The organism is Aerosakkonema funiforme FACHB-1375, assembly GCF_014696265.1.
In the GTDB taxonomy this organism is placed as follows: Bacteria; Cyanobacteriota; Cyanobacteriia; order Cyanobacteriales; family Aerosakkonemataceae; genus Aerosakkonema; species Aerosakkonema funiforme_A.
The window spans coordinates 41,362-62,749 of record NZ_JACJPW010000048.1; the positions used below are offsets into that span (position 1 = coordinate 41,362).

25 protein-coding genes and 1 pseudogene are annotated in these 21,388 nt (G+C 44.3%); 12 read left to right on the plus strand and 14 right to left on the minus strand.

The window, feature by feature from the left end; all coding sequences use genetic code 11:
* Nucleotides 1-61 precede the first annotated feature (61 nt).
* Nucleotides 62-1,306, minus strand: coding sequence for a ferredoxin--NADP reductase (gene petH / locus H6G03_RS19165; RefSeq protein WP_190466864.1), 1,245 nt, complete (start codon nucleotides 1,304-1,306; stop codon nucleotides 62-64).
* Between the two features lie 582 nt (nucleotides 1,307-1,888).
* Here petH and H6G03_RS19170 point away from each other — a divergent pair.
* Nucleotides 1,889-2,893 carry a phosphoribulokinase gene (locus tag H6G03_RS19170; protein WP_190466792.1) on the plus strand — a complete coding sequence of 335 codons (1,005 nt, stop codon included), beginning with the start codon at nucleotides 1,889-1,891 and terminating at the stop codon, nucleotides 2,891-2,893.
* Between the two features lie 143 nt (nucleotides 2,894-3,036).
* Nucleotides 3,037-3,159: a hypothetical protein gene (locus H6G03_RS38885; RefSeq protein ID WP_255512252.1), complete on the plus strand. Its 123-nt coding sequence runs from the start codon at nucleotides 3,037-3,039 to the stop codon at nucleotides 3,157-3,159.
* A gap of 296 nt (nucleotides 3,160-3,455) precedes the next feature.
* Here H6G03_RS38885 and H6G03_RS19175 read toward each other — a convergent pair whose 3' ends face one another.
* Nucleotides 3,456-5,156, minus strand: coding sequence for an NAD(P)H-quinone oxidoreductase subunit 4 (locus H6G03_RS19175; protein ID WP_190466797.1), 1,701 nt, complete (start codon nucleotides 5,154-5,156; stop codon nucleotides 3,456-3,458).
* Between the two features lie 1,042 nt (nucleotides 5,157-6,198).
* Here H6G03_RS19175 and H6G03_RS19180 point away from each other — a divergent pair.
* Entirely contained in the window at nucleotides 6,199-6,741 is a 543-nt protein-coding gene (locus tag H6G03_RS19180) for a carbonic anhydrase (protein ID WP_190466799.1), read from the plus strand.
* An 80-nt stretch (nucleotides 6,742-6,821) separates the two neighbouring features.
* Here the strand turns inward: H6G03_RS19180 and H6G03_RS19185 are convergent, their stop codons facing one another.
* Complete coding sequence (locus tag H6G03_RS19185; RefSeq protein WP_190466804.1) at nucleotides 6,822-7,211, minus strand: GxxExxY protein; 390 nt, start codon at nucleotides 7,209-7,211, stop codon at nucleotides 6,822-6,824.
* Between the two features lie 133 nt (nucleotides 7,212-7,344).
* Between H6G03_RS19185 and H6G03_RS19190 the strand changes: the two genes are divergently transcribed.
* The 4 genes from H6G03_RS19190 (at nucleotide 7,345) to H6G03_RS19205 (ending at nucleotide 11,263) form a co-directional block, all read left to right on the plus strand.
* Nucleotides 7,345-10,077, plus strand: a complete 2,733-nt coding sequence (locus H6G03_RS19190) for a valine--tRNA ligase (protein ID WP_190466808.1) — start codon at nucleotides 7,345-7,347, stop codon at nucleotides 10,075-10,077.
* Nucleotides 10,078-10,153: 76 nt separating this feature from the next.
* A complete protein-coding gene (locus H6G03_RS19195) occupies nucleotides 10,154-10,474 on the plus strand; it encodes a DUF6883 domain-containing protein (RefSeq protein WP_190466811.1) in 321 nt (106 codons plus the stop codon).
* Between the two features lie 16 nt (nucleotides 10,475-10,490).
* Nucleotides 10,491-10,712 (plus strand): DUF4926 domain-containing protein, encoded by a 222-nt coding sequence (locus H6G03_RS19200; RefSeq protein WP_190466814.1) that lies wholly within the window; start codon nucleotides 10,491-10,493, stop codon nucleotides 10,710-10,712.
* A gap of 101 nt (nucleotides 10,713-10,813) precedes the next feature.
* Nucleotides 10,814-11,263 carry a hypothetical protein gene (locus tag H6G03_RS19205; RefSeq protein ID WP_190466818.1) on the plus strand — a complete coding sequence of 150 codons (450 nt, stop codon included), beginning with the start codon at nucleotides 10,814-10,816 and terminating at the stop codon, nucleotides 11,261-11,263.
* A 37-nt stretch (nucleotides 11,264-11,300) separates the two neighbouring features.
* Here the strand turns inward: H6G03_RS19205 and H6G03_RS19210 are convergent, their stop codons facing one another.
* The 4 genes from H6G03_RS19210 to H6G03_RS19225 form a co-directional block, all read right to left on the minus strand.
* The gene (locus H6G03_RS19210) at nucleotides 11,301-11,687 is read right to left on the minus strand and encodes a type II toxin-antitoxin system VapC family toxin (RefSeq protein WP_190466821.1); all 387 of its coding nucleotides are present in this window, start codon (nucleotides 11,685-11,687) and stop codon (nucleotides 11,301-11,303) included.
* Nucleotides 11,687-11,926: a type II toxin-antitoxin system VapB family antitoxin gene (gene vapB / locus H6G03_RS19215; protein WP_190466823.1), complete on the minus strand. Its 240-nt coding sequence runs from the start codon at nucleotides 11,924-11,926 to the stop codon at nucleotides 11,687-11,689. Before vapB ends, H6G03_RS19210 begins: the two co-directional genes overlap by 1 nt.
* A gap of 231 nt (nucleotides 11,927-12,157) precedes the next feature.
* On the minus strand, nucleotides 12,158-12,460 hold the full coding sequence (locus H6G03_RS19220; protein ID WP_199315370.1) for a type II toxin-antitoxin system RelE/ParE family toxin: 303 nt from the start codon (nucleotides 12,458-12,460) through the stop codon (nucleotides 12,158-12,160).
* Complete coding sequence (locus H6G03_RS19225) at nucleotides 12,450-12,677, minus strand: addiction module protein (protein ID WP_190466826.1); 228 nt, start codon at nucleotides 12,675-12,677, stop codon at nucleotides 12,450-12,452. Before H6G03_RS19225 ends, H6G03_RS19220 begins: the two co-directional genes overlap by 11 nt.
* A gap of 149 nt (nucleotides 12,678-12,826) precedes the next feature.
* Between H6G03_RS19225 and H6G03_RS38890 the strand changes: the two genes are divergently transcribed.
* Genes H6G03_RS38890 through H6G03_RS19235 form a run of 3 tightly spaced genes read left to right on the plus strand, consistent with a single transcriptional unit; the run spans nucleotide 12,827 to nucleotide 13,519 of the window.
* The gene (locus H6G03_RS38890) at nucleotides 12,827-12,952 is read left to right on the plus strand and encodes a hypothetical protein (RefSeq protein ID WP_255512253.1); all 126 of its coding nucleotides are present in this window, start codon (nucleotides 12,827-12,829) and stop codon (nucleotides 12,950-12,952) included.
* Nucleotides 12,953-12,978: 26 nt separating this feature from the next.
* A complete protein-coding gene (locus H6G03_RS19230) occupies nucleotides 12,979-13,197 on the plus strand; it encodes a DUF433 domain-containing protein (RefSeq protein WP_190466830.1) in 219 nt (72 codons plus the stop codon).
* A 1-nt stretch (nucleotide 13,198) separates the two neighbouring features.
* A complete protein-coding gene (locus H6G03_RS19235; RefSeq protein WP_190466834.1) occupies nucleotides 13,199-13,519 on the plus strand; it encodes a DUF5615 family PIN-like protein in 321 nt (106 codons plus the stop codon).
* Nucleotides 13,520-13,601: 82 nt separating this feature from the next.
* On the opposite strand, the pseudogene H6G03_RS39800 reads toward H6G03_RS19235, so the two are convergent.
* A pseudogene (locus H6G03_RS39800) lies at nucleotides 13,602-13,868 on the minus strand (ribbon-helix-helix domain-containing protein).
* Between the two features lie 144 nt (nucleotides 13,869-14,012).
* Nucleotides 14,013-14,663 carry a hypothetical protein gene (locus H6G03_RS19245; RefSeq protein ID WP_190466836.1) on the minus strand — a complete coding sequence of 217 codons (651 nt, stop codon included), beginning with the start codon at nucleotides 14,661-14,663 and terminating at the stop codon, nucleotides 14,013-14,015.
* Nucleotides 14,664-14,820: 157 nt separating this feature from the next.
* On the opposite strand from H6G03_RS19245, the gene H6G03_RS19250 reads away from it, so the two are divergent.
* A complete protein-coding gene (locus tag H6G03_RS19250; protein WP_190466838.1) occupies nucleotides 14,821-15,339 on the plus strand; it encodes a hypothetical protein in 519 nt (172 codons plus the stop codon).
* On the opposite strand, the gene H6G03_RS19255 is transcribed toward H6G03_RS19250, so the two are convergent.
* From H6G03_RS19255 to H6G03_RS19270, 4 genes are all read right to left on the minus strand, one after another.
* Complete coding sequence (locus H6G03_RS19255) at nucleotides 15,314-15,556, minus strand: hypothetical protein (RefSeq protein WP_190466870.1); 243 nt, start codon at nucleotides 15,554-15,556, stop codon at nucleotides 15,314-15,316. The genes H6G03_RS19250 and H6G03_RS19255 overlap by 26 nt on opposite strands.
* Before the next feature lie 61 nt (nucleotides 15,557-15,617).
* A complete protein-coding gene (locus H6G03_RS19260) occupies nucleotides 15,618-16,274 on the minus strand; it encodes a Uma2 family endonuclease (RefSeq protein WP_190466841.1) in 657 nt (218 codons plus the stop codon).
* A gap of 14 nt (nucleotides 16,275-16,288) precedes the next feature.
* Nucleotides 16,289-16,507 (minus strand): hypothetical protein, encoded by a 219-nt coding sequence (locus H6G03_RS19265; RefSeq protein WP_190466846.1) that lies wholly within the window; start codon nucleotides 16,505-16,507, stop codon nucleotides 16,289-16,291.
* A 113-nt stretch (nucleotides 16,508-16,620) separates the two neighbouring features.
* Nucleotides 16,621-18,252, minus strand: a complete 1,632-nt coding sequence (locus H6G03_RS19270; protein ID WP_190466849.1) for a SulP family inorganic anion transporter — start codon at nucleotides 18,250-18,252, stop codon at nucleotides 16,621-16,623.
* A gap of 229 nt (nucleotides 18,253-18,481) precedes the next feature.
* Between H6G03_RS19270 and H6G03_RS19275 the strand changes: the two genes are divergently transcribed.
* Nucleotides 18,482-18,997, plus strand: a complete 516-nt coding sequence (locus tag H6G03_RS19275; protein ID WP_190466852.1) for a hypothetical protein — start codon at nucleotides 18,482-18,484, stop codon at nucleotides 18,995-18,997.
* 172 nt (nucleotides 18,998-19,169) lie between these two features.
* On the opposite strand, the gene H6G03_RS19280 is transcribed toward H6G03_RS19275, so the two are convergent.
* Nucleotides 19,170-21,239, minus strand: a complete 2,070-nt coding sequence (locus H6G03_RS19280) for an ABC1 kinase family protein (RefSeq protein ID WP_190466855.1) — start codon at nucleotides 21,237-21,239, stop codon at nucleotides 19,170-19,172.
* Nucleotides 21,240-21,388 lie beyond the last annotated feature (149 nt).

Below are 21,388 nucleotides of genomic sequence, written 5' to 3' on the forward strand. Positions count from 1 at the left end.
TAGAAAACCGAGTAATTGAGAATCAAAATAATCCAATTCCCAATCCCCAATTCTCCATTTCCTAGTAAGTTTCTACGTGCCAGCGACCGGCTTTCTTCAAAGTTCTTTGATACTCATTCCAAGCCACTCCATCCTTACTAGCAGCTTCAGTAAGAGCTTGGTCGATACCATCTTCCATACCCTTCAAACCGCAGATGTAAGTGTGGGTATTTTCTTGCTGAATTAGTTTCCAGAGTTCAGCGCTATTTTCGGCTACCCTGTCTTGGATGTACATCTTGCCACCTTGGGCATTTTTCTGTTCGCGGCTGATAGCATAAGTCAAGCGGAAATTATCGGGATAGCGCTCTTGCATTTCCTCTAATTCTGGCTTGTACAGGATATTCGGGCTGGTTGCCACACCGAAAATCAGCCAAGCCAAGCCATTAAACCTATAGTCCGGGTTGGCAGCTCTTTCGTTATCCTTGAACATCCGCCACAGGTAAGCGCGGAAGGGTGCAATACCAGTACCCGTCGCCATCATAATCACATTGATGTTCGGGTCGTTCGGTAGGAGCATCTCCTTGCCTGTTGGCCCGGTGATTTTCACTTCATCGCCGGGGTTGAGCTTGCAGAGATAGCTAGAACAAACACCTTCCACAAGTTCGCCGGTTTCTGGATGCTTGTACTCCAGCTTCCGGACACAGAGAGATACCGTCTTGTCATCGACGCGATCGCCGTGACGAGTAGAGGCGATCGAGTATAACCTTAACTTGTGAGGTTTGCCGTTCTTGTCCGTTCCCGGTGGGATGATACCAATACTTTGGCCTTCCAGATACCGCAGTTCGCTACCCTCAAGGTCGAACATCAGGTGACGGCAAGTGCCAATACCGCCTTCGCCAACCAACTCCTCGTTGCTTATGCACTTCCCAGTCCAGGGATTGTTGGGACGATAAGTATTAACCGGCACATTTTCATGAGCCTTTGCTTGAGTCATAGGCTTGGTTTTTTCCTCTAACTTCGCAGGTTCTGGTGCTGGTTCTGATGTCGCTTTCACATCCCCTGCTTTGTCAGATATCGCTTGGCCATTGGTTTGCTCTTGCCCTGAAGGCCGGATGCTAACAATTTGGCCGCCCATGCGCGTAATCCGCCGCATTTCTTCATTCATGCGGTTATAGGGCACAGTGATAAATACGCTGCCACTACGACGAATCGGGTAGCTCATTTTGTCAGTTTCATCGTTCTGACGCAGACCCACCACTTCATAAACAAACACACGGCTACCAGATACCGTGTTAGCAGCACTACCAGCTGCGCTAGGATTGTACATTGCTTCGATCTCTCCGAACTGAACTTCACTTGTTGCTGCTGCCAAGTTCCCTTGCCACCACATGAGTGTTCTACCACCAGCTAGATAGCTAGGGTTAGAACTTATAGCTGAAGAAAGCAGCCTTTTATAGTGTTGCAAAGCTAAGCTCACCGGTCAAAGATCCCAGGAGCGGAAAATCCGACATCAGACCTTCCCTACCCTACAGGGTAAACCTCCTACAGAATGTGACCGTCGAGTCAGTTTTACATTTTTTTTATAAAAAATGCACAACTAACATTAGCATAAATACTTGAGCTAAAACGATTCCACTTTGTTTTATGCCTTGTAAGGCAGATCCCACTCTGGTAAGATCTTTCAATAATAGTGTAGTAGTAAATACTTACTCATCGAAGGCTTGAGTCTTCCCTAAAGGGCAGATGCCAGACTGCCACACGGATTGGTTTGTTTTCGTGCTTTGTCGCGAAAGCGCAACGTCTCTCAAAAAGATAGTTGCCGTTCCAATCAAAGGGTGACCTTTAGGCTGTGGATTTAGCTCAAGTTTAGACCCGGTTAGTAGAGAATCATAATCGACAGAGGGAAGCTATGACCAGTAAGCCGGACCGCGTGGTTCTAATTGGCGTCGCCGGAGACTCCGGATGCGGTAAATCCACATTTTTGCGCCGCATAACGGATTTGTTTGGGAAAGAGTTTGTCACCGTGATTTGTCTGGACGATTATCACAGTTTGGACAGAAAGCAGCGCAAAGAAACGGGAATTACCGCGCTTGACCCCAGGGCAAACAACTTTGACCTGATGTACGAGCAAATTAAGGCGCTCAAGAACGGTCAGACGATTAACAAGCCGATCTACAATCACGAAACCGGCATGATCGATCCACCAGAAGTGGTGGAGCCAAATCATATCGTGGTGATCGAGGGGCTGCATCCCCTGTACGATGAACGGGTGCGATCGCTAATCGACTTCAGCGTGTACCTCGACATCAGCGAAGAAGTCAAAATTGCTTGGAAAATCCAGCGGGATATGTCCGAGCGGGGTCACACCTACGAAGATGTGATTGCTGCGATCAACGCTCGCCGCCCAGATTTTACCGCCTATATCGAGCCTCAGAAAGAGTTTGCCGATGTGGTTATCCAAGTATTGCCCACGCAATTACTCAAGGATGACAAAGAAGGTAAGATCCTGCGGGTGCGCCTCATTCAGAAGGATGGAGTGGAAGGCTTTGAGCCAGCTTATCTGTTTGATGAAGGGTCTACGATTGACTGGAGACCGTGCGGCACTAAGCTCACCTGCTCCTACCCAGGTATCAAGATGCACTACGGCCCAGATTCTTACTACGGTCACCCCGCCTCAGTGCTGGAAGTGGATGGACAATTAGACAATCTGGAGCAAGTAATCTATATCGAGAGCCATTTGAGCAAAACTTCGGCCAAGTACCACGGAGAGCTGACCCATCTGTTGCTACAGCATAGGGAATATCCCGGTTCTAACAACGGAACGGGACTTTTCCAAGTCCTCACCGGTCTGAAAATGCGAGCAACTTACGAGCGGTTGACTACTAAGGAAGCCAAGGTTGCAGTTAACGTGTAGAGCCAGATTTTGGTAAAGGTTTTGGGGGCGCGTCGAGTGTCCCCAATTTTTTTATAGCTAGGGACTAGGGGTTAGGGCGTCGGGCGTCGGGGCAGAAGGGATTAGGAGCGAGGGTTTCAGGAATTAAGAATGCCTTAACCGCCTTGACTGTTGCTATATTTGTCGCCTACCAGTTTCCGTCGCAATTGGCGAATAGCTGCGCTATTATTGCGATCGCTAGCAATTTGGAAAAACTATACCATAATATCGGCAATTTATACCTGTAGCCAACAGCTAAGAAATAGTACAGGTTAGGTTAAGTAGAGTAACATACTGGAAGCCACTTAGCAGCAAAAAATGAAGAGACGATCGAGGGGTTTTGCCTTAACGTTTCTAAAGTTGGGATAGATATTTGCTTTAACTGGCTTTGGATACCCATCTGCTTGCTCTCGTGTCAATGTCAGCAGTCTTATTTAAATTTTTATTATCACCTCAAGAACGGGAGAGCCATAAAAAAGCGATCGCTCCTCCGATTAAGAAAGAACGATCGCTCAACTTTCAACCCAGGTAAAAGCAGATAACTTTACTTCACAATCCCCAAAACAGGTTCTAATTCAGACTTCGCAATTACAGGAGACAAAAATTCCTGGGCATAAATCTGAGGATTTCCTTCTGCAATTTGGGTATACGATTGACGAATGTCAGCGTTCACCGCTACAGTTTTCACATCGTATACTTGGGTAGCCAACTTGGGATAGAAACCAATACCGATAATCAGCACTAAAAAGCTAGCAGCGATGAATATTTCACGCGGACTGGCATCGTTAAACTTGGCGTGAATAGGAAGGACGCAACTTGTACCGAAACAAACTGCTTCTTCATGTCCCTCATTTCTCAAGCTGATATCGTTAATATCGCAGGAGGGTGCAATATCGCAGGTGGCACCAGTGTAGTAAAATACTTGGCGCAACATAGAGAGCAGATATATCGGCGTGAGGATAACTCCTACTGCGGCGAGAAATACAGTGACAGTGCGGAAGGTTGAAGTGTAGATATCGCTGGTGGTCACACCCACGAAGACCGAGAGTTCGCTAGCAAAGCCACTCATACCGGGGAGGGCGAGAGACGCCATCGCACCTACTGTAAAGAGGGCGAACACTTTGGGCATAGCTTGACCGACGCCGCCCATTTCGTTCATTGCCATTGTATGGGTGCGATCGTATGTTACGCCTGCCAAGAAGAATAGCACTGAAGCAATCAAACCGTGGGAAATCATTTGCAGCATCGCACCGCTGACTCCCAAGTCGGTGTAAGAGGCAATCCCCAGCAGGACAAATCCCATGTGGGAAACTGACGAGTAGGCTAGGCGGCGCTTCATGTTGGTCTGGGCAAAAGAAGCCAACGCACCGTAGATGATATTGACAACGCCCAGGATTACCAGCACCGGTGCAAAGTAGACGTGAGCGTCGGAGAGCATCTCCATATTCACGCGAATCAGTCCGTATCCGCCCATTTTCAGCAATACGCCTGCCAGAATCATGGATACGGGCGCGGAAGCTTCGCCGTGGGCATCAGGCAACCATGTGTGCAGGGGGAAGACAGCCAGCTTGAGGCCAAAGGCAATCAGCAATCCAGCATAAAGCAGCAGTTCTAATGCGATCGGATAATCTTTGATGGCGAGTTCGACCATATCGAAGGTCAAATTGCCGCCGCCGTAAAGCGCCATTGCCAGGGCTGCGACCAGAATAAATATAGAAGCTGCTGCTGTATAAAGGATGAATTTTGTAGCTGCGTAACGGCGTTTTGGGCCACCCCAAATGGAGACGAGCAGGTAAACGGGAACTAGCTCTATCTCCCACATAATGAAGAGAAGCAGCAAGTCCTGGGCAACAAACACTCCTATCTGTGCTGAGTACAGTACCAGCATCAGGAAATAGAACAGACGGGGTTTGACATCGACTTGCCACGCCGCCAGTATGGAAAGCGTCGTCACGAATCCAGCCAGAAGCACCAACGGAACGGATATTCCATCGACCGACACTGCCCAGTTAAGACCTAACTGAGGTATCCAGGCATACTTTTCTGCGAGTTGAAAAGTAGCGCTGCTCGCATCGTAATGCTTCCAGAAGGCATAGCACATCAACACAAAATCCGCGATGCCTACACCCAGGGCATACCACCGCACGCGCTTGCCGTCTTTATCCGGCAGCACGGGGATGATAAAGGAAGCAACGAGTGGGAGCAGGACAATCGCAGTAAGCCAGGGAAATTGATCGGCCATCATGGTACTAAGAAAAAATACCTAGTTCTTATGGATGAGTCTATTGTATTAAACTTTGTAACAATTTAGTCATAAATCTTTGCCTCAGATATCCATACATTCGTATCTATAGTAAATGTATGTAATAAAAATTACTTAATTTATTCCGCATAAAAAATTTTATAATCTTGATGAGGAATAGGTTTTGGGAATTACCAAAAATAATTTTTTCTAATATAAAGTATTAATTAATACAATAATTTAAAGTAAAATCCGAGAAAACCGAAAAAGGCCGTTGCGGAAGGGTAATGGTGGCTGGACAGGTGGGAGCGATCGCAAAAGCCAAAGCTTCCCATAGGAGCTTTGAGTCAGGTGGCGAGAAACCCAGCTAATTCAGGTGTTTTGGGATATCGGGAGGGTGGAAACGAGCAGAATATATAGTATGGAGGACGAGAGCTAGAGTGCCAGTCCAGTAGAATGAATTGACAAAAAGAAGGAAATATGTGTTATGTAGGGGCTCAGCATTCGGAGCGCTCCAGATGAATCGGATGAAGTGGCTGTGCAGATTCTCAGTTGTTAAACTGGGTCACCCGATGCAAGGATTTTGGATTGGCTGGCTCTTAAAAGAGTGGAGCTTGAAATAGGAAATTTTTTTGATGATTCCCATTCAAATGGAAGGCTTAAAACCGCTTTTTTTCGGTCAAGCCGCGTAACTTAAGACGAGTAATCGACTGCGCGGCTGGTTTGATTTTTTGAAGGCACATTTACTCAAAAAATCTACTGTTTTTTAATAAAAATTTTAATAAATATCACTTCATTTTCGCTAGGTTTACCCTTAAAATTATACTTTGTAAATGATACTAACCAATCGGAAAACATATCGAACGAGTCATCATTTCTTAAGGCCAGCTTAAGTTCGTTCATTTTTATTAGTAATTATTTAATAAGCTCATATCCTGTAGAATGCCACAAATTAAGTTATTATAACGTAAGCCTATCGAAAAACCGGGTTTTCTGGTATGAGTGGTAATAGCTACCAGTATTATCCACCTGCACCCGGTATCCCATGAACCACAGTCCCAATTGTCTTAACTGCATCAACCGTCGCCACTTTCTGCAACTCCTACCAACGGCACTTTCTGTCGCTGTGCTATCAAATGCTCAGCCTGCCAAAGCAGCCAACACCGCCAAAGCTTTAGTCCTCAGTTGCATTGACTCTCGCGTTTTAGAAGCACAACGTTACTTTTTATCATTGCAACATCTCGGTAATCAATACGACTTGACAGCTTTGGCGGGTGCTTCCTTAGCTTTAAGCGGAATTCCCCAGCAAGCAGACGCCGAAGCTTTTTGGGATCAATTGAAATTATCCTATCGATTGCATCATATTCAAAAAGTAATGATATTCGATCATCAAGACTGTAGCGCTTATGCAGATAAGATCGATCCAAAATTAAGTGAAGATAGTGAAAAAGAAGAAAAAGTCCATGAAGAATACTTGAGTGGGGCTTATTGGCAAATACGCGATCGCTATCCAGATTTGAATATAGAATTATATTTTGTTACTCTTAATGCGGAAGTAAAGGCTATTTCACCTTTGGCTAGAGTATAAGTTTTTTAACGAACCGCGAAGACGCGATAGCGAAGCGAAACGCGATAGCGTTTTAGAGCGCGAAGGAAGAGGAAGAAGAGTTAAGAGGAGGAGATGATGCGTTTGATGCCTTCTTTGAGAACGGGGACGTTGAAGTTGATGAGAAGGGCGAGGGGATGATTGGTCATTTTAAAATAGGAGATTACTTGGGCTTCGTGGATGGGTGCTAAATTTTCTACAGCTTTAAATTCCACAATTAGAGTGTCACCGACAAGAAAATCTAATTTGCCCTCACCGACCTGAAAACCTTTGTCTGTCACTGCTACCGGCTTCTGAGGTTGACAGCGTATCCCGCGCATCGGAAATTCTATTTCTAAAGCTTCCTGATACACTGACTCCAAAAAACCTGGCCCCAAAACCCGATGCACCTCAATCGCCGCCCCAATTACCCGATAAGCTAACTCTTCCACCTCATCATTAAGCTCTCTCATTCTTCTCTCTTCTTTCTTCGCGTTCTAAAACGCTATCGCGTTTCGCTTCGCTATCGCGCCTTCGCGCTTCATTCTCTCTTCTCTCTCCATCCCTATGTCAAAATTTTAATACAAACAGCGTATCCCTTAACAGATGACTTCAACCCTACCCCCCCAATACGACCCCTCCAATACCGAAGCCAAGTGGCAAAAATTTTGGGAAGAAAAAGAAATCTTTAAAGCTGACCCAGCAAAAGGCGGCGAATCCTACAGCATGGTCATCCCACCCCCCAACGTGACTGGTAGTTTGCACATGGGTCACGCTTTGGGGCAAACGATTATGGATATCGTCGTCCGCTATCACCGGATGACCGGACGCAATACTCTCTGGGTACCGGGAACTGACCACGCCAGCATCGCCGTTCACGTCATGTTGGAACGGGAACTGGAAAAAGAGAAGATAACTCGCCAAGATTTAGGACGCGAGAAGTTCCTAGAACGCGCTTGGCAATGGAAAGAGAATTCTGGCGGTTCAATTGTATATCAACTCAGGCGTTTGGGCTTATCTGTGGATTGGTCGCGGGAACGCTTCACGATGGATGGAGGCTTATCCGAAGCAGTTGTGGAAGCTTTTGTCCGACTCTATGAGGAAGGTCTGATTTATCGCGGCAATTATTTGGTAAACTGGTGTCCGGCTACTCAATCTGCCGTTTCAGATTTGGAAGTTGATGATAAGGAAGTTAACGGTAATTTGTGGCATTTCCGTTATCCGCTTTCTGATAATTCGGGTTATTTGGAAGTCGCAACAACTCGACCGGAAACGATGTTGGGTGATACTGCGGTGGCGGTGAATCCTAACGATAATCGCTACAAACATTTAATTGGGAAAACGGTGACTTTGCCAATTATGAATCGGGAAATTCCGATTATTGGCGATGAGTTGGTAGAGATGGAATTCGGTACTGGCTGTGTGAAGGTAACGCCAGCGCATGACCCGAATGATTTTGAAATGGGTAAGCGGCATAATTTGCCGTTTATCAATATTATGAATAAGGATGGCTCGCTGAATGAAAATGCAGGGCCATTTGTTGGGCAAGACCGTTTTGTGGCGCGGAAAAACGTGGTGCAACGGTTAGAAGATGATGGATTTTTGGTCAAGATTGAGGATTATAAGCATACTGTACCTTATAGCGATCGCGGTAAAGTTGCGATCGAACCTCTCCTCTCTACTCAATGGTTCGTCAAAATTCGTCCGATGGCTGACCAAGCGTTAGAATTCTTGGATGAAAAAAACTCGCCGGAATTTGTACCTCAACGCTGGACAAAAGTTTATCGCGATTGGTTGGTGAAATTAAAAGATTGGTGTATTTCTCGTCAATTGTGGTGGGGTCATCAAATCCCCGCTTGGTATGCTGTCAGCGAAACTAATGGCGAAATTACTGATAGTACGCCCTTTTTTGTAGCGCGATGCGGAGTAGAAGCCCAAGAGAAAGCAAAAGCTTTTTTTAATGGGAAAAAGCCATTCGAGCTAAAACAAGATCCAGATGTTCTCGATACTTGGTTTTCTTCTGGATTGTGGCCATTTTCTACTTTAGGTTGGCCGGAAAATACCAAAGATTTGGAATTTTACTACCCAACTTCTACCCTAGTTACTGGTTTTGACATCATCTTTTTCTGGGTTGCCAGAATGACGATGATGGCAGGATATTTTACCGAAAAAATGCCGTTCAAAGACGTTTACATTCACGGTTTGGTGTTGGATGAAAACGGTGAAAAGATGTCGAAAACCAAAGGTAATGGCATCGACCCGTTAGACTTAATTGATAAATATGGCACAGATGCTTTGCGTTTCACTTTGGTGAAGCAAGTAGCAGGTGCGGGTCAAGATATCCGCATGGAAGGATACAACCGCAAAACAGGCGAATCATCGGCGGTGGAAGCTTCGCGCAATTTCACGAATAAATTGTGGAATGCTTCTCGTTTTGCGATGATGAATTTGGAGGAACAAACGCCGCAACAATTAGGCGAAGCAGCAACAGAAAATCTGGAATTATCAGACAGATGGATTCTCTCCCGATATAATCAGGTTGTGCAGCAAACTGGCAAATATATCGAAAGTTACAGTTTGGGAGAAGCGGCGAAAGGTTTGTACGATTTCTTCTGGGGTGATTTCTGCGATTGGTATATCGAATTAGTGAAGTCTCGCCTGCAAAAAGATAGCGATGCTAATACTAAAAAGGTTGCCCAACAAACTATTGCTTTCGTGTTGGAAGGAACTTTGAAATTACTGCATCCTTTCATGCCGCATATTACGGAGGAAATTTGGCATACTCTCACTCAATCTGGCGAGGATAAATCATTGGCGTTGCAAGCTTTTCCAAAAGCAGATACAGCGCTAATTAATCCAGAATTGGAACAAGATTTCGATTTGCTAATTAACACAATTCGCACTTTGCGAAATCTCCGCGCTGAGGTGGATATTAAACCAGGTGCGAAAGTAACGGCAATCTTGCAAAGTGAAAGCGACAGAGAACGGCAAATCCTGACATCTGGCGAAAGTTATATTCAAACTTTAGCTAAGGTGGAAAATCTGACCATTACTCCTAGTTTGGATGGAGAAATCGGGCAGAATATGGCGGGTGTAGTTGGTACTGTGCAAGTTTTAATTCCGCTAGCTGGTATCGTAGATGTAGCAGCTTTAAGCGCCAAGTTGCAGAAAAAATTAACCAAAATAGAAGCGGAAATTAAATCAATTTCTGGGCGTTTAAGCAATCCTAATTTTGTGGATAAAGCTGCGCCGGAAGTGGTGCAAGCTGCTAGGGATGCGTTAGCGGAAGCACAGAAGCAAGCGGAGATTTTGCGCGAAAGATTGAAGCAACTGGGTTAATATGGTAGGGTGGGCATTGCCCACCTTACTTTAGGGGCAAAAACTTAAACTTTTAGATTTATCCTGAATTAAGCAAGTGACTTATCTCAATCCAAATGCAGTTATTCCTGAAGCAAAGCTGACAAGATATTTGCTAGTATGGAAACCAAAAGATGATAAGTCTGGGTTTTTAGCTCAAGCAGGATATACTCTTGATAACTGGCAACAACTTGAACGGGACTTAAGAAGCTTGCTGATGAATGAAGCTACTTTAGATAAAGAAAGTCCTTTTGGTAATATCTATAAGATTGAAGGAGTTTTAGTAGGTTCTAATGGAGTTAGTCTTCAAGTAGCGACTTTCTGGATTGTAGATTCATTTTCTAATGAGACAAGATTTGTTACACTTTTACCAAATTAGCTATAAGAGGTGGATTATGGAATTTGAAATGTTTTCCGAAGTAAGTTTAAAAGAAGATATTACTGAATACAATTTGCCGAAGGGAACTACTGCAATTATAGTAGATTATTGTCCAAGACCTGAAGGACAGGAAGATGGTTATGTTTTAGAGGTATTGAATGAAGAAGGTGAGGCGTTTGCAGTTATTGCAGTGGCAGTTTCCAAAATTGAACCGATAGCGGTAAGTATGTCTCGATAGGCGATCGCACTAAAATTGTAGGTGGGCAATACCCTACTGATACTAACTTTGTTCGGAAAGTGACCAAATTAAGGGATATCAGGGAAATAGCAAAAATCACAGTGAATGTTTTCTTACAAATCTGTTGGAAAGCCAACTTAAGTTATGGAGATGAATTAAGCCTTCATATTGGTGCAAGAATTCCTTACTCCCAAAAATCGATGGCTGGTAAAGAAAAAGGAGAGTGGATAGTAGGAACGCGAGGAAATCCTTGGAAACTTAAATCGGAAGGAGAAACTATTGTTACTTCTGAGGAAGATGCGGAAAATATTCGACAAAAAATTAAAGCGATCGAGCATAATCATATTAGTTGGTTTGTACCTACTCCAGAGTTAGGTTTTAATATGGGTTTCTCGAATGGATATGAGTTGATACTTATCCCAGAAATTGAGGATGATTCTGGTTTAGCATATTGGGAAATGTTTACTCCCAAAGATATGATTCTTAAAGTTAGGCCAAATGCTATGTGGTCTTATACTTGCATTACCAATATACCTACAGTTCCATGTTAACAAATAGTCCAATCTGTAAACTGTAGCTACCGCTTATTCATAGCCACATTCGCCGAACTGGATAAGCATCAAAAGCCACATCACGACTAATTAAAACTAGAGAATTATTCATCGCCTGTGCTACCAGAATGCGATCGAACGGATCTTTATGATACAAGGGGAGATTATAAAGCTGTATTGTATCTTTTAAGGAAATTGGCAATAGCTTAAATCTTGTAGATTGAAAGCTATATTCCATCTCATTAAAGTCAGATAGCAAAGAAAGTTTACCTATCTTAATCTTGATAGATATTTCCCAAAAACTCGCAATACTGACAAAAACGTTATCTGTATTTTCGATCGCATCTCGCAGCGAAACAGGTAAATTTGGATCGTCCTCTGCTAACCAAATAAAAGCATGGGTATCTAACAAAATAGAATTCATTACATATATTCCTCAAAATCTTGCAGTGGTTCATCAAAATCATCTGGCAAAGGCAAAACAAAAGTTCCTTTCATTGAACCCGCTAAAGGACGTTTATCAGCAATTTCTTGGGTTTGTTTGGTATTTTCTGGATAATTTGGATACTTTTCAAGCAAATATTCTGCATAATGCAGAAGTTCTTTCTTGAGATCATCTGGCATATTAACAACGATTTTCCATAAAGCCGTATCGGTAGTCATAATTTCTCCTTGTCAAAACAAAAACGTTCTTCTTCGGAATTGAGACTGATGCTCATAGAAAATTTTCTAGAAGTCGTCTCTATCATATCTTAGGAATACAGCAAGGGTGAATTGCGATCGAAAAGCGATCGCTACTTCTGCAAGCATCATGGGTACTTGCTGCGAAAAGCGATCGCTACTTCTGTAAACATCGCCTCGCTTGAGAATTGTAGGAGGTGCAAATGCAAATCCCTACGGCAGACGACTACGCCATTTCTGCGGATCTTGAGAGCAGTGAAAAACTGAGTAAACAATAATCGTATAGTTCACTTCTTCATAAAATATAACGTAAGGGAAGCGGCGAATTACAGCCCTTCGATAGCTCTCGTGAACTACCGGATACATCTCTGAATTTCGCCGTATAAATTGAATGCAAGCATCGACACAACGAAGGAACTCCTCACCCAAACCAAGTTCCTGTTCTTCATACCAAACATAAGCCTCCGCAACATCTTGTTCTGCTTCTGGGAGAATAATCAGATTTCTAAGCACCATAATTTTTGCTACGAATTCGTTCCTTAGCTGCCTCCCATGAACTTCCCGATTCTGGATTTTGCAAATATCTTGCTTTTCTCCTGGCAAGTTCTTCTTTTTGCCAGTCAAGTACAGGGATTCGATCGGGAAGCTCGGCAATGCTGTCCCATAAGTCTTCGACAAGTTGCAATTTTTCCGAGAGGGTTAGCTCAAAAACCTGTGTTAACTGTGGGTTCATGCTGACTTCACCGAGTAACTAGCAATCTAGTCTTAAGTCTATCACGCAGTTCAATGCGATCGCTATGTCACAAATACTCATTAGAAATACCTCTTGCATTTGTTTTCATTTTAACAGAAGGGTAATTGCATTGCGGTTGGCTAACCTTTTTGACGCATAGGGGAGAATTGCGATCGCTTTTCGATCGCTACTTCTGCAAGCATCATTGGTACTTGCTGCGAAAAGAAATCTTCGACTCGATCGTAGTAAGTTTTGCAGAGTTAGATAAAATATAGATACTAGAGTAAAAAGATAAAAGACCATGCTTAAAAACTCTTCTGTTATTAGCATATCTCCCGAAATTATGGGTGGAACTCCGGTTTTTGCTAGCACAAGAGTTCCGGTGCAGACACTCTTAGACTATTTGAAAGCGGGAGAGTCTATTGATGATTTTCTGGATGGATTTCCGACGGTAAATAGGGAGCAAGTTATCGCATTATTGGAAGAAGTTGGAAAACAATTTGTCAGCATGGTGGCATAATATGAAGCTTCTTCTAGATGAGTGCATCGATCGCAAACTTGCCAGAGAGTTTGTAGGCTACGAGGTGAAAACAGTTCCACAGATGGGATGGGCTGGCACAAAAAATGGACAGCTTCTTGCTCTTGCGGCGACAGAATTTGATATTTTCATTACAGTTGACCGTAACCTGTCATTTCAGCAAAATTTGCCAGATTTTGACATAGCAGTGCTTGTTTTGCAGGCATCATCTAACCGTTTGGCGGATCTGAAGCCTCTGATACCAAAGGTTTTAGCGGTTATACCTACAGCTATTAAGGGACAAGCTATAGTTATTGGCACATAGCGGTAGAGGTGGGTGTTGTCCACTACTTCCAGCAAGAGTGATTCGGAAAGTAGCTTCGCGAGAATGTTGATAACGTAGCGGCTCATTTTTGTGTCTGACGCCCTTGCTGGAAACGTTCTAAAATTTCGCTGACAAAAGTTTCGCCGTCAATGGGTGGTGTTCGATCGGTTGCTGAGATGGCGGCGTCAATTTTTGCTCGCACATCCTCAACATAAGCAGCATCGGCGCGATCTTATTCATCGAGCAATTGCAAGGCTATTTCTAGGATTTCTTGGGCCGATCGGTATTTCCCAGCTTGCAGCTTGGTTTGAATAAAACGTTCTTGTTCAGAAGTGAGACTGATGCTCATAGAAAATTTTCTAGAAGTCATCTCTATCATATCTCAGGAATAAAGCGCTTTTCAGGTGACTTTACATAGAAACCCGGTTTCTTGAAGAAAGCGGGTTTCTGGGGTCTACTTACCCAAAATTAATGCAAGTATTATTGATTTAAGTTACCTTTTAAAGTTCCTGATTAGGTACTCTCTTACATCTCGAAGCGTTTTTCCATCAGTAAGCATAGCCTTAGCAGTAGCTACGTAAGCGGGGCCACCATTCCCTCCTATCACTTCATTGTGTACACGCTGAATTGCTGCTTCAGAGAATTTGTCAATCAAATAAATTCTTACATCTCGAAGCGTTTTTCCATCAGCAAGCATAGCCTTAGCATCAGCTACGTAAACGCGGCCACCAGTCACTCCTATCACTTCAGTGTGTACACGCTGAATTGCTGCTTCAGAGAAGTTGTCAATCAAATAAATTCTTACATCTCGAAGCGTTTTTCCATTAGCAAGCATATTCTGAGCAGTAGCTACGTAAGCATTGCCACCAGTCACTCCTATCACTTCATGGTGTACGCGCTGAATTTCAGCAATGCCGGGACGACTAGAAGGAATTGGAGCTTGAGCAGTAAACTCTGTCACGTTGCATTGCATAGTAGGATCTAAATGTTGCCCCAACCCTCGGCAACGATTGCGTGCTTCACTAGGTAAAGATAAAAAAGTAACAACCGAAAGCGCTGATATCAAAACTATAGCTGAATAAGTAGTAATTTTCTTAAGCATTCTCTTGTTTCCTTTTGCCCTATGGAACTTTTCATTTCTCATGCTAGCTCTGCCCCTCAACGCCTGAAAAGCCGAAAAAGTGGGAAAAAGTTGGATCTTTCGTAAAGAAATATAAATAATTGGCATAACCACCCAAAAAAGTTGCAAAAAGTGGGAAAAAGTTGGATATAGTAACCATAACTACCTCATCTACCCACTTATGGACATTCCTCAGATATTGCAATCTGTCGATGAAGCTGTCTACGCCAAGACAAATAAACATCTGAATAACTTGCAACGGAGGATTATCGCGGGAATACTAAATGGTCAAAAATATGCTGATGTTTCAGAAAATTATGGTTATAGCGCCCAGCACGTAAAAAAAGCCAGTCACGAACTTTTGCAAATTTTATCTGATGTCTTTGGTGAAAAAGTAAAGAAAAGTAATCTTGAATCTGTATTAGAACGGCAAATAAATGTAAAAATAACTTTTGGTAATAAAAACACTCGTCATAAAAACATTATAGGTATAGGTTCTATCAAAAATTGCCCTGTTCCCTCTACTGCTACCCCAGAAAAAAGTAAACCTACAACTCCTGATTTCCAGCAGAAAAGCAATAATGAAACTAAGCTTGAAACAATTGATAAATTACGGGATTTTGGCTTAAGCGATGAACAAATTGCAGAGGCGTTAGAGATACCTTTGGATGTAGTTAATCAGCTAAGCTTGAATGATTGAATACGCCTTCCCAAACTTGAGCAATAGGAATGGTTTGTCCAGTCATTGCTTCATACCAAGCTTGACGGAAATCAGCTATTATTTCTTCTTTGGTTTTATCTTCTTCAATTTGTTTATCCCACTGAGACTCTTGGAACTTATTGAGCCATTCGACAAATTCTGCCAGTTCATCTTGTGATAGTTGCGTCACGGCTGTTTTGAGATCTGTAATGTTCATAAACAAGTAGCTTTTTTATTAGTATTTTAGTTGGTTTTGCTACACTTAGATATTATAATATCTAATTCGGTAAAATCAAAGCTTCACGCACCCATTGCCGAAACGCTTTTCGTGCTGCACTAGCTCCCTCTGTTTCGCTCAATTTCAAAAATTGCACAATTCCCTCGATCGCAGGCAAATTAGCAAATGTTGGGCTAGTTTCTACCTGCACGTATTCGCTGTCACGTAACAGGAATACTTGCAACTTGCCATTTTCATAACACCAAAGTTCCGGCACACCTAACGCCACATAAGCGGAAAGTTGCGTTTTGGAAGTTACGTCTATTTCTATTGCTAAATCTGGTGGTGGGTCAAGTGACATATTTAGCCGTCGCTTTCCAATCATTCGGCGGGAATTTTGGATATAAAAACAGGTATCTGGTTCTATACCTGCTGACATTTCCGCACGTTTAAATGTTGTCGAGCCGTAAGGTTCCCAGTCCATTTCTAACTCATCAAGCAACAACTTAACCATGTCGCCGATTAGTTCTTTGTTAATTTCATGTTCTGGTAACGGCATCCGAATTTCTAGCACCCCTTGATAGTAAGCAATTCGTGCAGCGCGATGTTCTCCAATTTCGTTTAAAATTGCTTCAAACTCTGCCCAACTAATCTCGCGCAATGTCAAGTATTGCCCTGGTTGAACATCTATTTGGCGCAGTTGTAGTGTAACAACCATTTCATCCTCCATACTCAGCCATTGCATCGTATATCATCTAAAACTTTCCCAGCTTTGTACTCGGCCATTGCATCGGTAGCAAGTTTAGCAAGAGCGTTATGAGAACTTGCAAATGCTGCGTCCCACTTGATTTCATCTTCGAGTTCTTCCAAAATCATGGCAGCGATCGCATCTTGTTCTCTAGCAGGTAATGTTTTCAGTTTGGCGATCGCTCGTTCAAGTAACTCAGTCATAGCTATCGTGTTTTCTTAAAATGGATACATCCAGGCTTTCTTAAATATCTTATTATAACATCTCAAACCTCAATTTACTTTCCTTATGACCACCATTTCTGAATGCGACTACACTATGGGTTGGGCGTTTTATCATCGCCATCTTCATCAACCATAGATTGCCTTTCGTTTCGCGAATTTCGCTCTTGCCATGCTGCATAGAAAAACAAAATCGCCAGCAAAATATAACCTACTGCCCAAGAACTTCCCGCACCCCAACCCAATTTAATTACTGTATCGGCAACTGTCCAATTGTAAGCGTGCATTAATCCTACCCAGGAAAGTAAGGCTGCACCTAATGACCAAAATGCTGCTTGACGAAATTGCCGTTCTATGATGTAGACAGTAATGGCTGATAGAATCATTGCCGAAAAAATGAAACCCTGTTCGAGGGCAAAAGTTCCATCAATGTAAGTATCGCTAAGTTTAAATAGAGGTACTAAATCGGCAGTAAATGGTTTTTCTGGCGTACCCAAACCAGCGGCGCGGAGGGAATTTTTAGCTATCAGTGCTGCCCAACCCGCGATCGCAGGCAACAATCCTACCACAACCGCAGGCGCATGATGAATTGGCGTTGCTTCAAAGCTCTGTGCAACAATCACAATACCGATCCAAAGAACGATCGCCATTCCCGCTTCAATGGGTACAAAATAAGCTAATAGCGCCACAGTACCGCTCAAGCACAGCAAACCCATCACTACGCCATTGAGAACGGAATAACCAATCCTTGCCCCCATCGCTTTCCAGCCCGGATGACCGATATAAATAGTAGTGGGGAAACAAGAACCGCAGATAGCCGCTACAATTGTGCCTATCCCATTCGCAGCAAGGCAAGGTGCCGCCGGGTAAGTATCTCCCGCCGCTTCCGCACTTTCCAAATTTTGAATGCTACCGATGAGGTTAAACAATCCCATCGGGAGGATAATGCTGACATATTCCAGCAATACCCCCCGTGCTTGCCACAAATCACCTAAAAAGAAACCGGGTAAGTAAACACCTATAGGTTTTACAGCATCGGCAAAACGGGCGCTATCCCAACTCATCAATCCCGTTCCCCAAGCTAGCGCAATTCCCAGCAACACTGCTAACAAACCACCCGGAATACCGAATTTGACTCGCCCGAAATAAGTGAGGAGTATTACGCCTAATGGCACTAAACCTACAACTGGGTTGGCAAAAGTACGGAATAAAAAGCCGATCGCAATAAAAGTGAGCGCAATACCGCCTAAAGTAGAGAGGAGAGCAGCACGGGGAGCCATACGCCGGAGAGTATTGCCAATCCAAGCACCGCCGAATTCGATCGCACCACTGCCCAAACAAGCCACCAAACCTGCTTGCCAAGCTAATTCCGCCGCTTGTTCTGGGGGGATACCGTTAGCGATCGCACCCAACTTCACCGGTAACATTACCAAGAAAACATAAGCAAACAGACTCACTGTATTGATACCATAAGGCAAAGCCGTGATATCCTCTCTTTGCTGCTGTTGGCCTTGCTTGTAGGCCAGCCAACTGTAATAAAAATTACCAACTATTAAACTCAGTGCTACTCCCGGTAGGATGCGTCCGTAAATCATGGCAGCGGGGAAGCCCAGTACCCCTCCACAGAGATTTACAATCAGTAGAATTTGAATAAAATTGTCAAGTGCTAATCCAAAGAATCCGTCTATATCTCGGCGAACTAGCCAGCGTGGGGATGTGGTTTCCATATATCGCTCATTTTCCCCAGCCTCCCATCCTCAAATACCTTAGTATTGCTTTGTCTGGGCTCTGGCGTTTTCAATTGCTTTGGGGTTTAAATAGTTTTCGCCAGGTTGTCCATTAGCGTACTATACTGCACCTTTAGGTGCAACCCGTTCTCCCATACTTAAGGGTGCTAGGTTTTCATGGGGGGAGTTGTATATAAAATTGGACGTGAAGTAGTAAACAATAAAGGCAATGCTACATTTAGCCCAGGTGCAAAAGCAAGGATTGTCAGGCGAGCCCAAGCTGCGATTGATAGCTCGCCAAGAATCTGCATATACTTGGGCATTAATAAGCGAGATTGACGAGATTTCAGCTACAGAGACGGATTGCAGTAATGATGGCTCCCTGGTTTTAGTCGATATTTCCCCAACGCGGCAGATTTTGAGCGTTCAAAGTGCAAAGGACTGGGTGCTGGATTTGGTGAAAAACTATCTCAGCAGTGGTATTACCCCAGCTTTCTTGCGGCAGGAAAAGGAACGGGTAGAAGAAGGGCTGCAATCCCTCACTATAGAGAAGCAAGATTTGGCCCGCCGTTCCGTGGAACTAGAAGCCCGTAGGGAAGAAATTCAACAGTTGGAGATCAAGCTGCAAAAACAGATTCAAGTCTTAGAAGCCGAAAAACAGGAAATTCTGACCCGCTTTAACTCCGAACTCGAAGCTTGTCAGAATAAGATTCAAGAGTTAGAAGCCAAGCTGAAAAATTCTTAGCGCGTCGGGGTTAGGGGTTAGGGGTTAGGGGCTAGGAGGTAGGGCGTCGGGCGTCGGGCGTCGGGCGTCGGGAAGAGGGAAGAGGGAAAAGGGAAAAGGGAAAAAGGAAAAGCGGAAAAGGGAAAATATTAATTCTTCCGCTCCCCCACTCCCCCACTCCCCCACTCTTTCCCTAGCCCCTAGTTCCTCCCGGCAGTGCCAATCGAGGGTTAGACTTGTGGCCGTTCTGCTGAGATCGATCGCCTTCTTCCGCGACTAAAATTTCCCGGATCAGCCGCGCCGCCGCACGTTGGGCTAAACCGCTCGCCACTTGCTGACCCATCTGTTGCGTTTCTGGCTTCACCAACAGTTTGGGAATCAGGGGTAGCAACTGCTGAGCGTCAAAGCCAGGAGTTTCTTGCAGAATTTGCCAAATCCGTTTTATATGCTCTAAGCTACTGGGCGTATCATTAGCGATCGGCTTCTCGTTTACCGCTAAGCCAACCCGTTCGCGAACAGCATAGGTAAAGTTTTGCAAAGCATTGCGCGTCAGCGCATCTAAACTATTGACAATTTCATCAGCGAGATTTTTGCGGATGAACTCACCCCGTTCCGAAAACAGAAAGTCCACCGTTTGATTCAACACCTGGTTGATATCGTAATCTTGAGAAATCCGCGCATTCCGCAGCAAATTTTCCAAACGATTCCAGCGAAACTTGCCATCTTTAAACAGCAGATCCCGCAGCGAAGTGCGTAATTCCGATGCCGGATCGGTCAGCAGACGTTTGGCAACGTAGGGATAAGCTTTGCTGAGAACCTTAAACTCAGGATCGATATAAATCGCAATCCCTTCCAAAGTAACCAGAGAACGAATGATTAAAGCGTAGTAAGCGGGTACGCGGAACGGATACTCGTACATCAACGCCGAGAGCTGATCGGTAATGCTCTTAAAATTCAGTTCGGCCACACTTGCTCCCAGCGCATTGTTAAATACAGAGGCAAATGCTGGGATAATCGGCGTCAAGTCAGTATCCGGCGTTAAAAACTCCAACTTCACGTAATCGCGGGCTAAACCTTCAAAATCCCGGTTCACCAAATGCACGACTGCTTCAATTAAGCCATATCGCTGGTAGGGTTTCACCTCGCTCATCATACCAAAGTCCAGATAAACCAATTTCCCATCCGGACTCGCTAAGAGATTGCCGGGGTGAGGATCGGCGTGGAAAAAGCCGTGTTCTAGCAACTGGCGGAGAGAACACTGGACGCCCACTTCAATTAAATGACGAGCATCAATTCCCTGTTGTTGGATAGCATCCAAATTGGTCAACTTGGTGCCGTTGACCCACTCCATTGTCAAAACGCGACGCTGGGTGTATTCCCAGTAAATTTTGGGTATGTAAATATCCGGTATATTGCCGTAGAGCCGCTCAAATCGCTCGGCGTTGTGTCCCTCCTGGATATAGTCCATTTCCTCAAAGATGCGACTGCCAAATTCATCCAGGATCGCGACCAAATCGCTGCGTACCAATTTAAAGGTTTTCTTCGCCCATGCTGCTAAGGAGCGCCCGATGTACAAATCTAGAGTAATTTTTTGGGCTAGATCCGGTCGCTGTACTTTGACGGCGACAACTTCGCCAGTTTTGAGTTTGCCTTTGTATACTTGACCCAAGGAAGCTGCTGCCAGGGGATCTGGCGATAGTTCTGCGTAAAGTTCTTCCGGTCTTGCACCCAGTTCTTCTTCTATAAATTGGTAAGCCACCTCGTTGGGAAAGGGGGGGAGTTGGTCTTGCAGATGAGTTAATTCTTCTAGATATAGGGGGGGAACTAAGTCTGGGCGAGTCGAGAGGGCTTGTCCGACTTTGATGTAGGCTGGGCCCAGTTTAGTCAAGATCTCCCGCAACTGAACAGCTCGTCGCCGCTGATTCTCTGCGATGCGCCCCCACTTGCGATCCCACCACAAGCCGGCAGCAAAGGTGAAAAACGGCCACACAATGCCTAAAAATCTTGTCCATACTTGTAAAGGGCGCTGTCGATAATATTCGGCGATCGCTTCCGGATCGTATCGTAGCCCTTCTGTGTCTGAGTCAGAGCCGATCTCAGTTGCAAGTTTAGTTGGCGCTACTGACAGGGACGCCCGCTCTACGCTTACTGTGGGGGCAACAATTGCTGTTGTATCTTCCGCAATGGCTGGGTATGCTGGCTCCTGATGCCCTGGTTGCGAATAAGATTTAGATGAGGCTGGCGATACCGTCTTTAGATTCATGAATATAGAAAAGTGTCGGGTGTCTATGTTAAACATTGTAACAATGACCGAAAAGCGAGACGCAAGCCCCTGGCTTTAGACATGGGAATAAGTCGATAAGCGACTTTAGTCGCCGTCTCGATTTCCGTTTAGACTCGAATTGCGTTAAA

Excerpts from the sequence above, each read along its gene's own strand:
- petH (WP_190466864.1), bottom strand. The coding sequence starts at position 1,306 with ATGTACAATCCTAGCGCAGCTGGTAGTGCTGCTAACACGGTATCTGGT.
- H6G03_RS19170 (WP_190466792.1), top strand. The coding sequence starts at position 1,889 with ATGACCAGTAAGCCGGACCGCGTGGTTCTAATTGGCGTCGCCGGAGAC.
- H6G03_RS19175 (WP_190466797.1), bottom strand. The coding sequence starts at position 5,156 with ATGATGGCCGATCAATTTCCCTGGCTTACTGCGATTGTCCTGCTCCCA.
- H6G03_RS19180 (WP_190466799.1), top strand. The coding sequence starts at position 6,199 with ATGAACCACAGTCCCAATTGTCTTAACTGCATCAACCGTCGCCACTTT.
- H6G03_RS19185 (WP_190466804.1), bottom strand. The coding sequence starts at position 7,211 with ATGAGAGAGCTTAATGATGAGGTGGAAGAGTTAGCTTATCGGGTAATT.
- H6G03_RS19190 (WP_190466808.1), top strand. The coding sequence starts at position 7,345 with ATGACTTCAACCCTACCCCCCCAATACGACCCCTCCAATACCGAAGCC.
- H6G03_RS19200 (WP_190466814.1), top strand. The coding sequence starts at position 10,491 with ATGGAATTTGAAATGTTTTCCGAAGTAAGTTTAAAAGAAGATATTACT.
- H6G03_RS19210 (WP_190466821.1), bottom strand. The coding sequence starts at position 11,687 with ATGAATTCTATTTTGTTAGATACCCATGCTTTTATTTGGTTAGCAGAG.
- vapB (WP_190466823.1), bottom strand. The coding sequence starts at position 11,926 with ATGACTACCGATACGGCTTTATGGAAAATCGTTGTTAATATGCCAGAT.
- H6G03_RS19220 (WP_199315370.1), bottom strand. The coding sequence starts at position 12,460 with ATGGTGCTTAGAAATCTGATTATTCTCCCAGAAGCAGAACAAGATGTT.
- H6G03_RS19225 (WP_190466826.1), bottom strand. The coding sequence starts at position 12,677 with ATGAACCCACAGTTAACACAGGTTTTTGAGCTAACCCTCTCGGAAAAA.
- H6G03_RS19230 (WP_190466830.1), top strand. The coding sequence starts at position 12,979 with ATGCTTAAAAACTCTTCTGTTATTAGCATATCTCCCGAAATTATGGGT.
- H6G03_RS19235 (WP_190466834.1), top strand. The coding sequence starts at position 13,199 with ATGAAGCTTCTTCTAGATGAGTGCATCGATCGCAAACTTGCCAGAGAG.
- H6G03_RS19245 (WP_190466836.1), bottom strand. The coding sequence starts at position 14,663 with ATGAGAAATGAAAAGTTCCATAGGGCAAAAGGAAACAAGAGAATGCTT.
- H6G03_RS19250 (WP_190466838.1), top strand. The coding sequence starts at position 14,821 with ATGGACATTCCTCAGATATTGCAATCTGTCGATGAAGCTGTCTACGCC.
- H6G03_RS19255 (WP_190466870.1), bottom strand. The coding sequence starts at position 15,556 with ATGAACATTACAGATCTCAAAACAGCCGTGACGCAACTATCACAAGAT.
- H6G03_RS19260 (WP_190466841.1), bottom strand. The coding sequence starts at position 16,274 with ATGGTTGTTACACTACAACTGCGCCAAATAGATGTTCAACCAGGGCAA.
- H6G03_RS19265 (WP_190466846.1), bottom strand. The coding sequence starts at position 16,507 with ATGACTGAGTTACTTGAACGAGCGATCGCCAAACTGAAAACATTACCT.
- H6G03_RS19270 (WP_190466849.1), bottom strand. The coding sequence starts at position 18,252 with ATGGAAACCACATCCCCACGCTGGCTAGTTCGCCGAGATATAGACGGA.
- H6G03_RS19275 (WP_190466852.1), top strand. The coding sequence starts at position 18,482 with ATGCTACATTTAGCCCAGGTGCAAAAGCAAGGATTGTCAGGCGAGCCC.
- H6G03_RS19280 (WP_190466855.1), bottom strand. The coding sequence starts at position 21,239 with ATGAATCTAAAGACGGTATCGCCAGCCTCATCTAAATCTTATTCGCAA.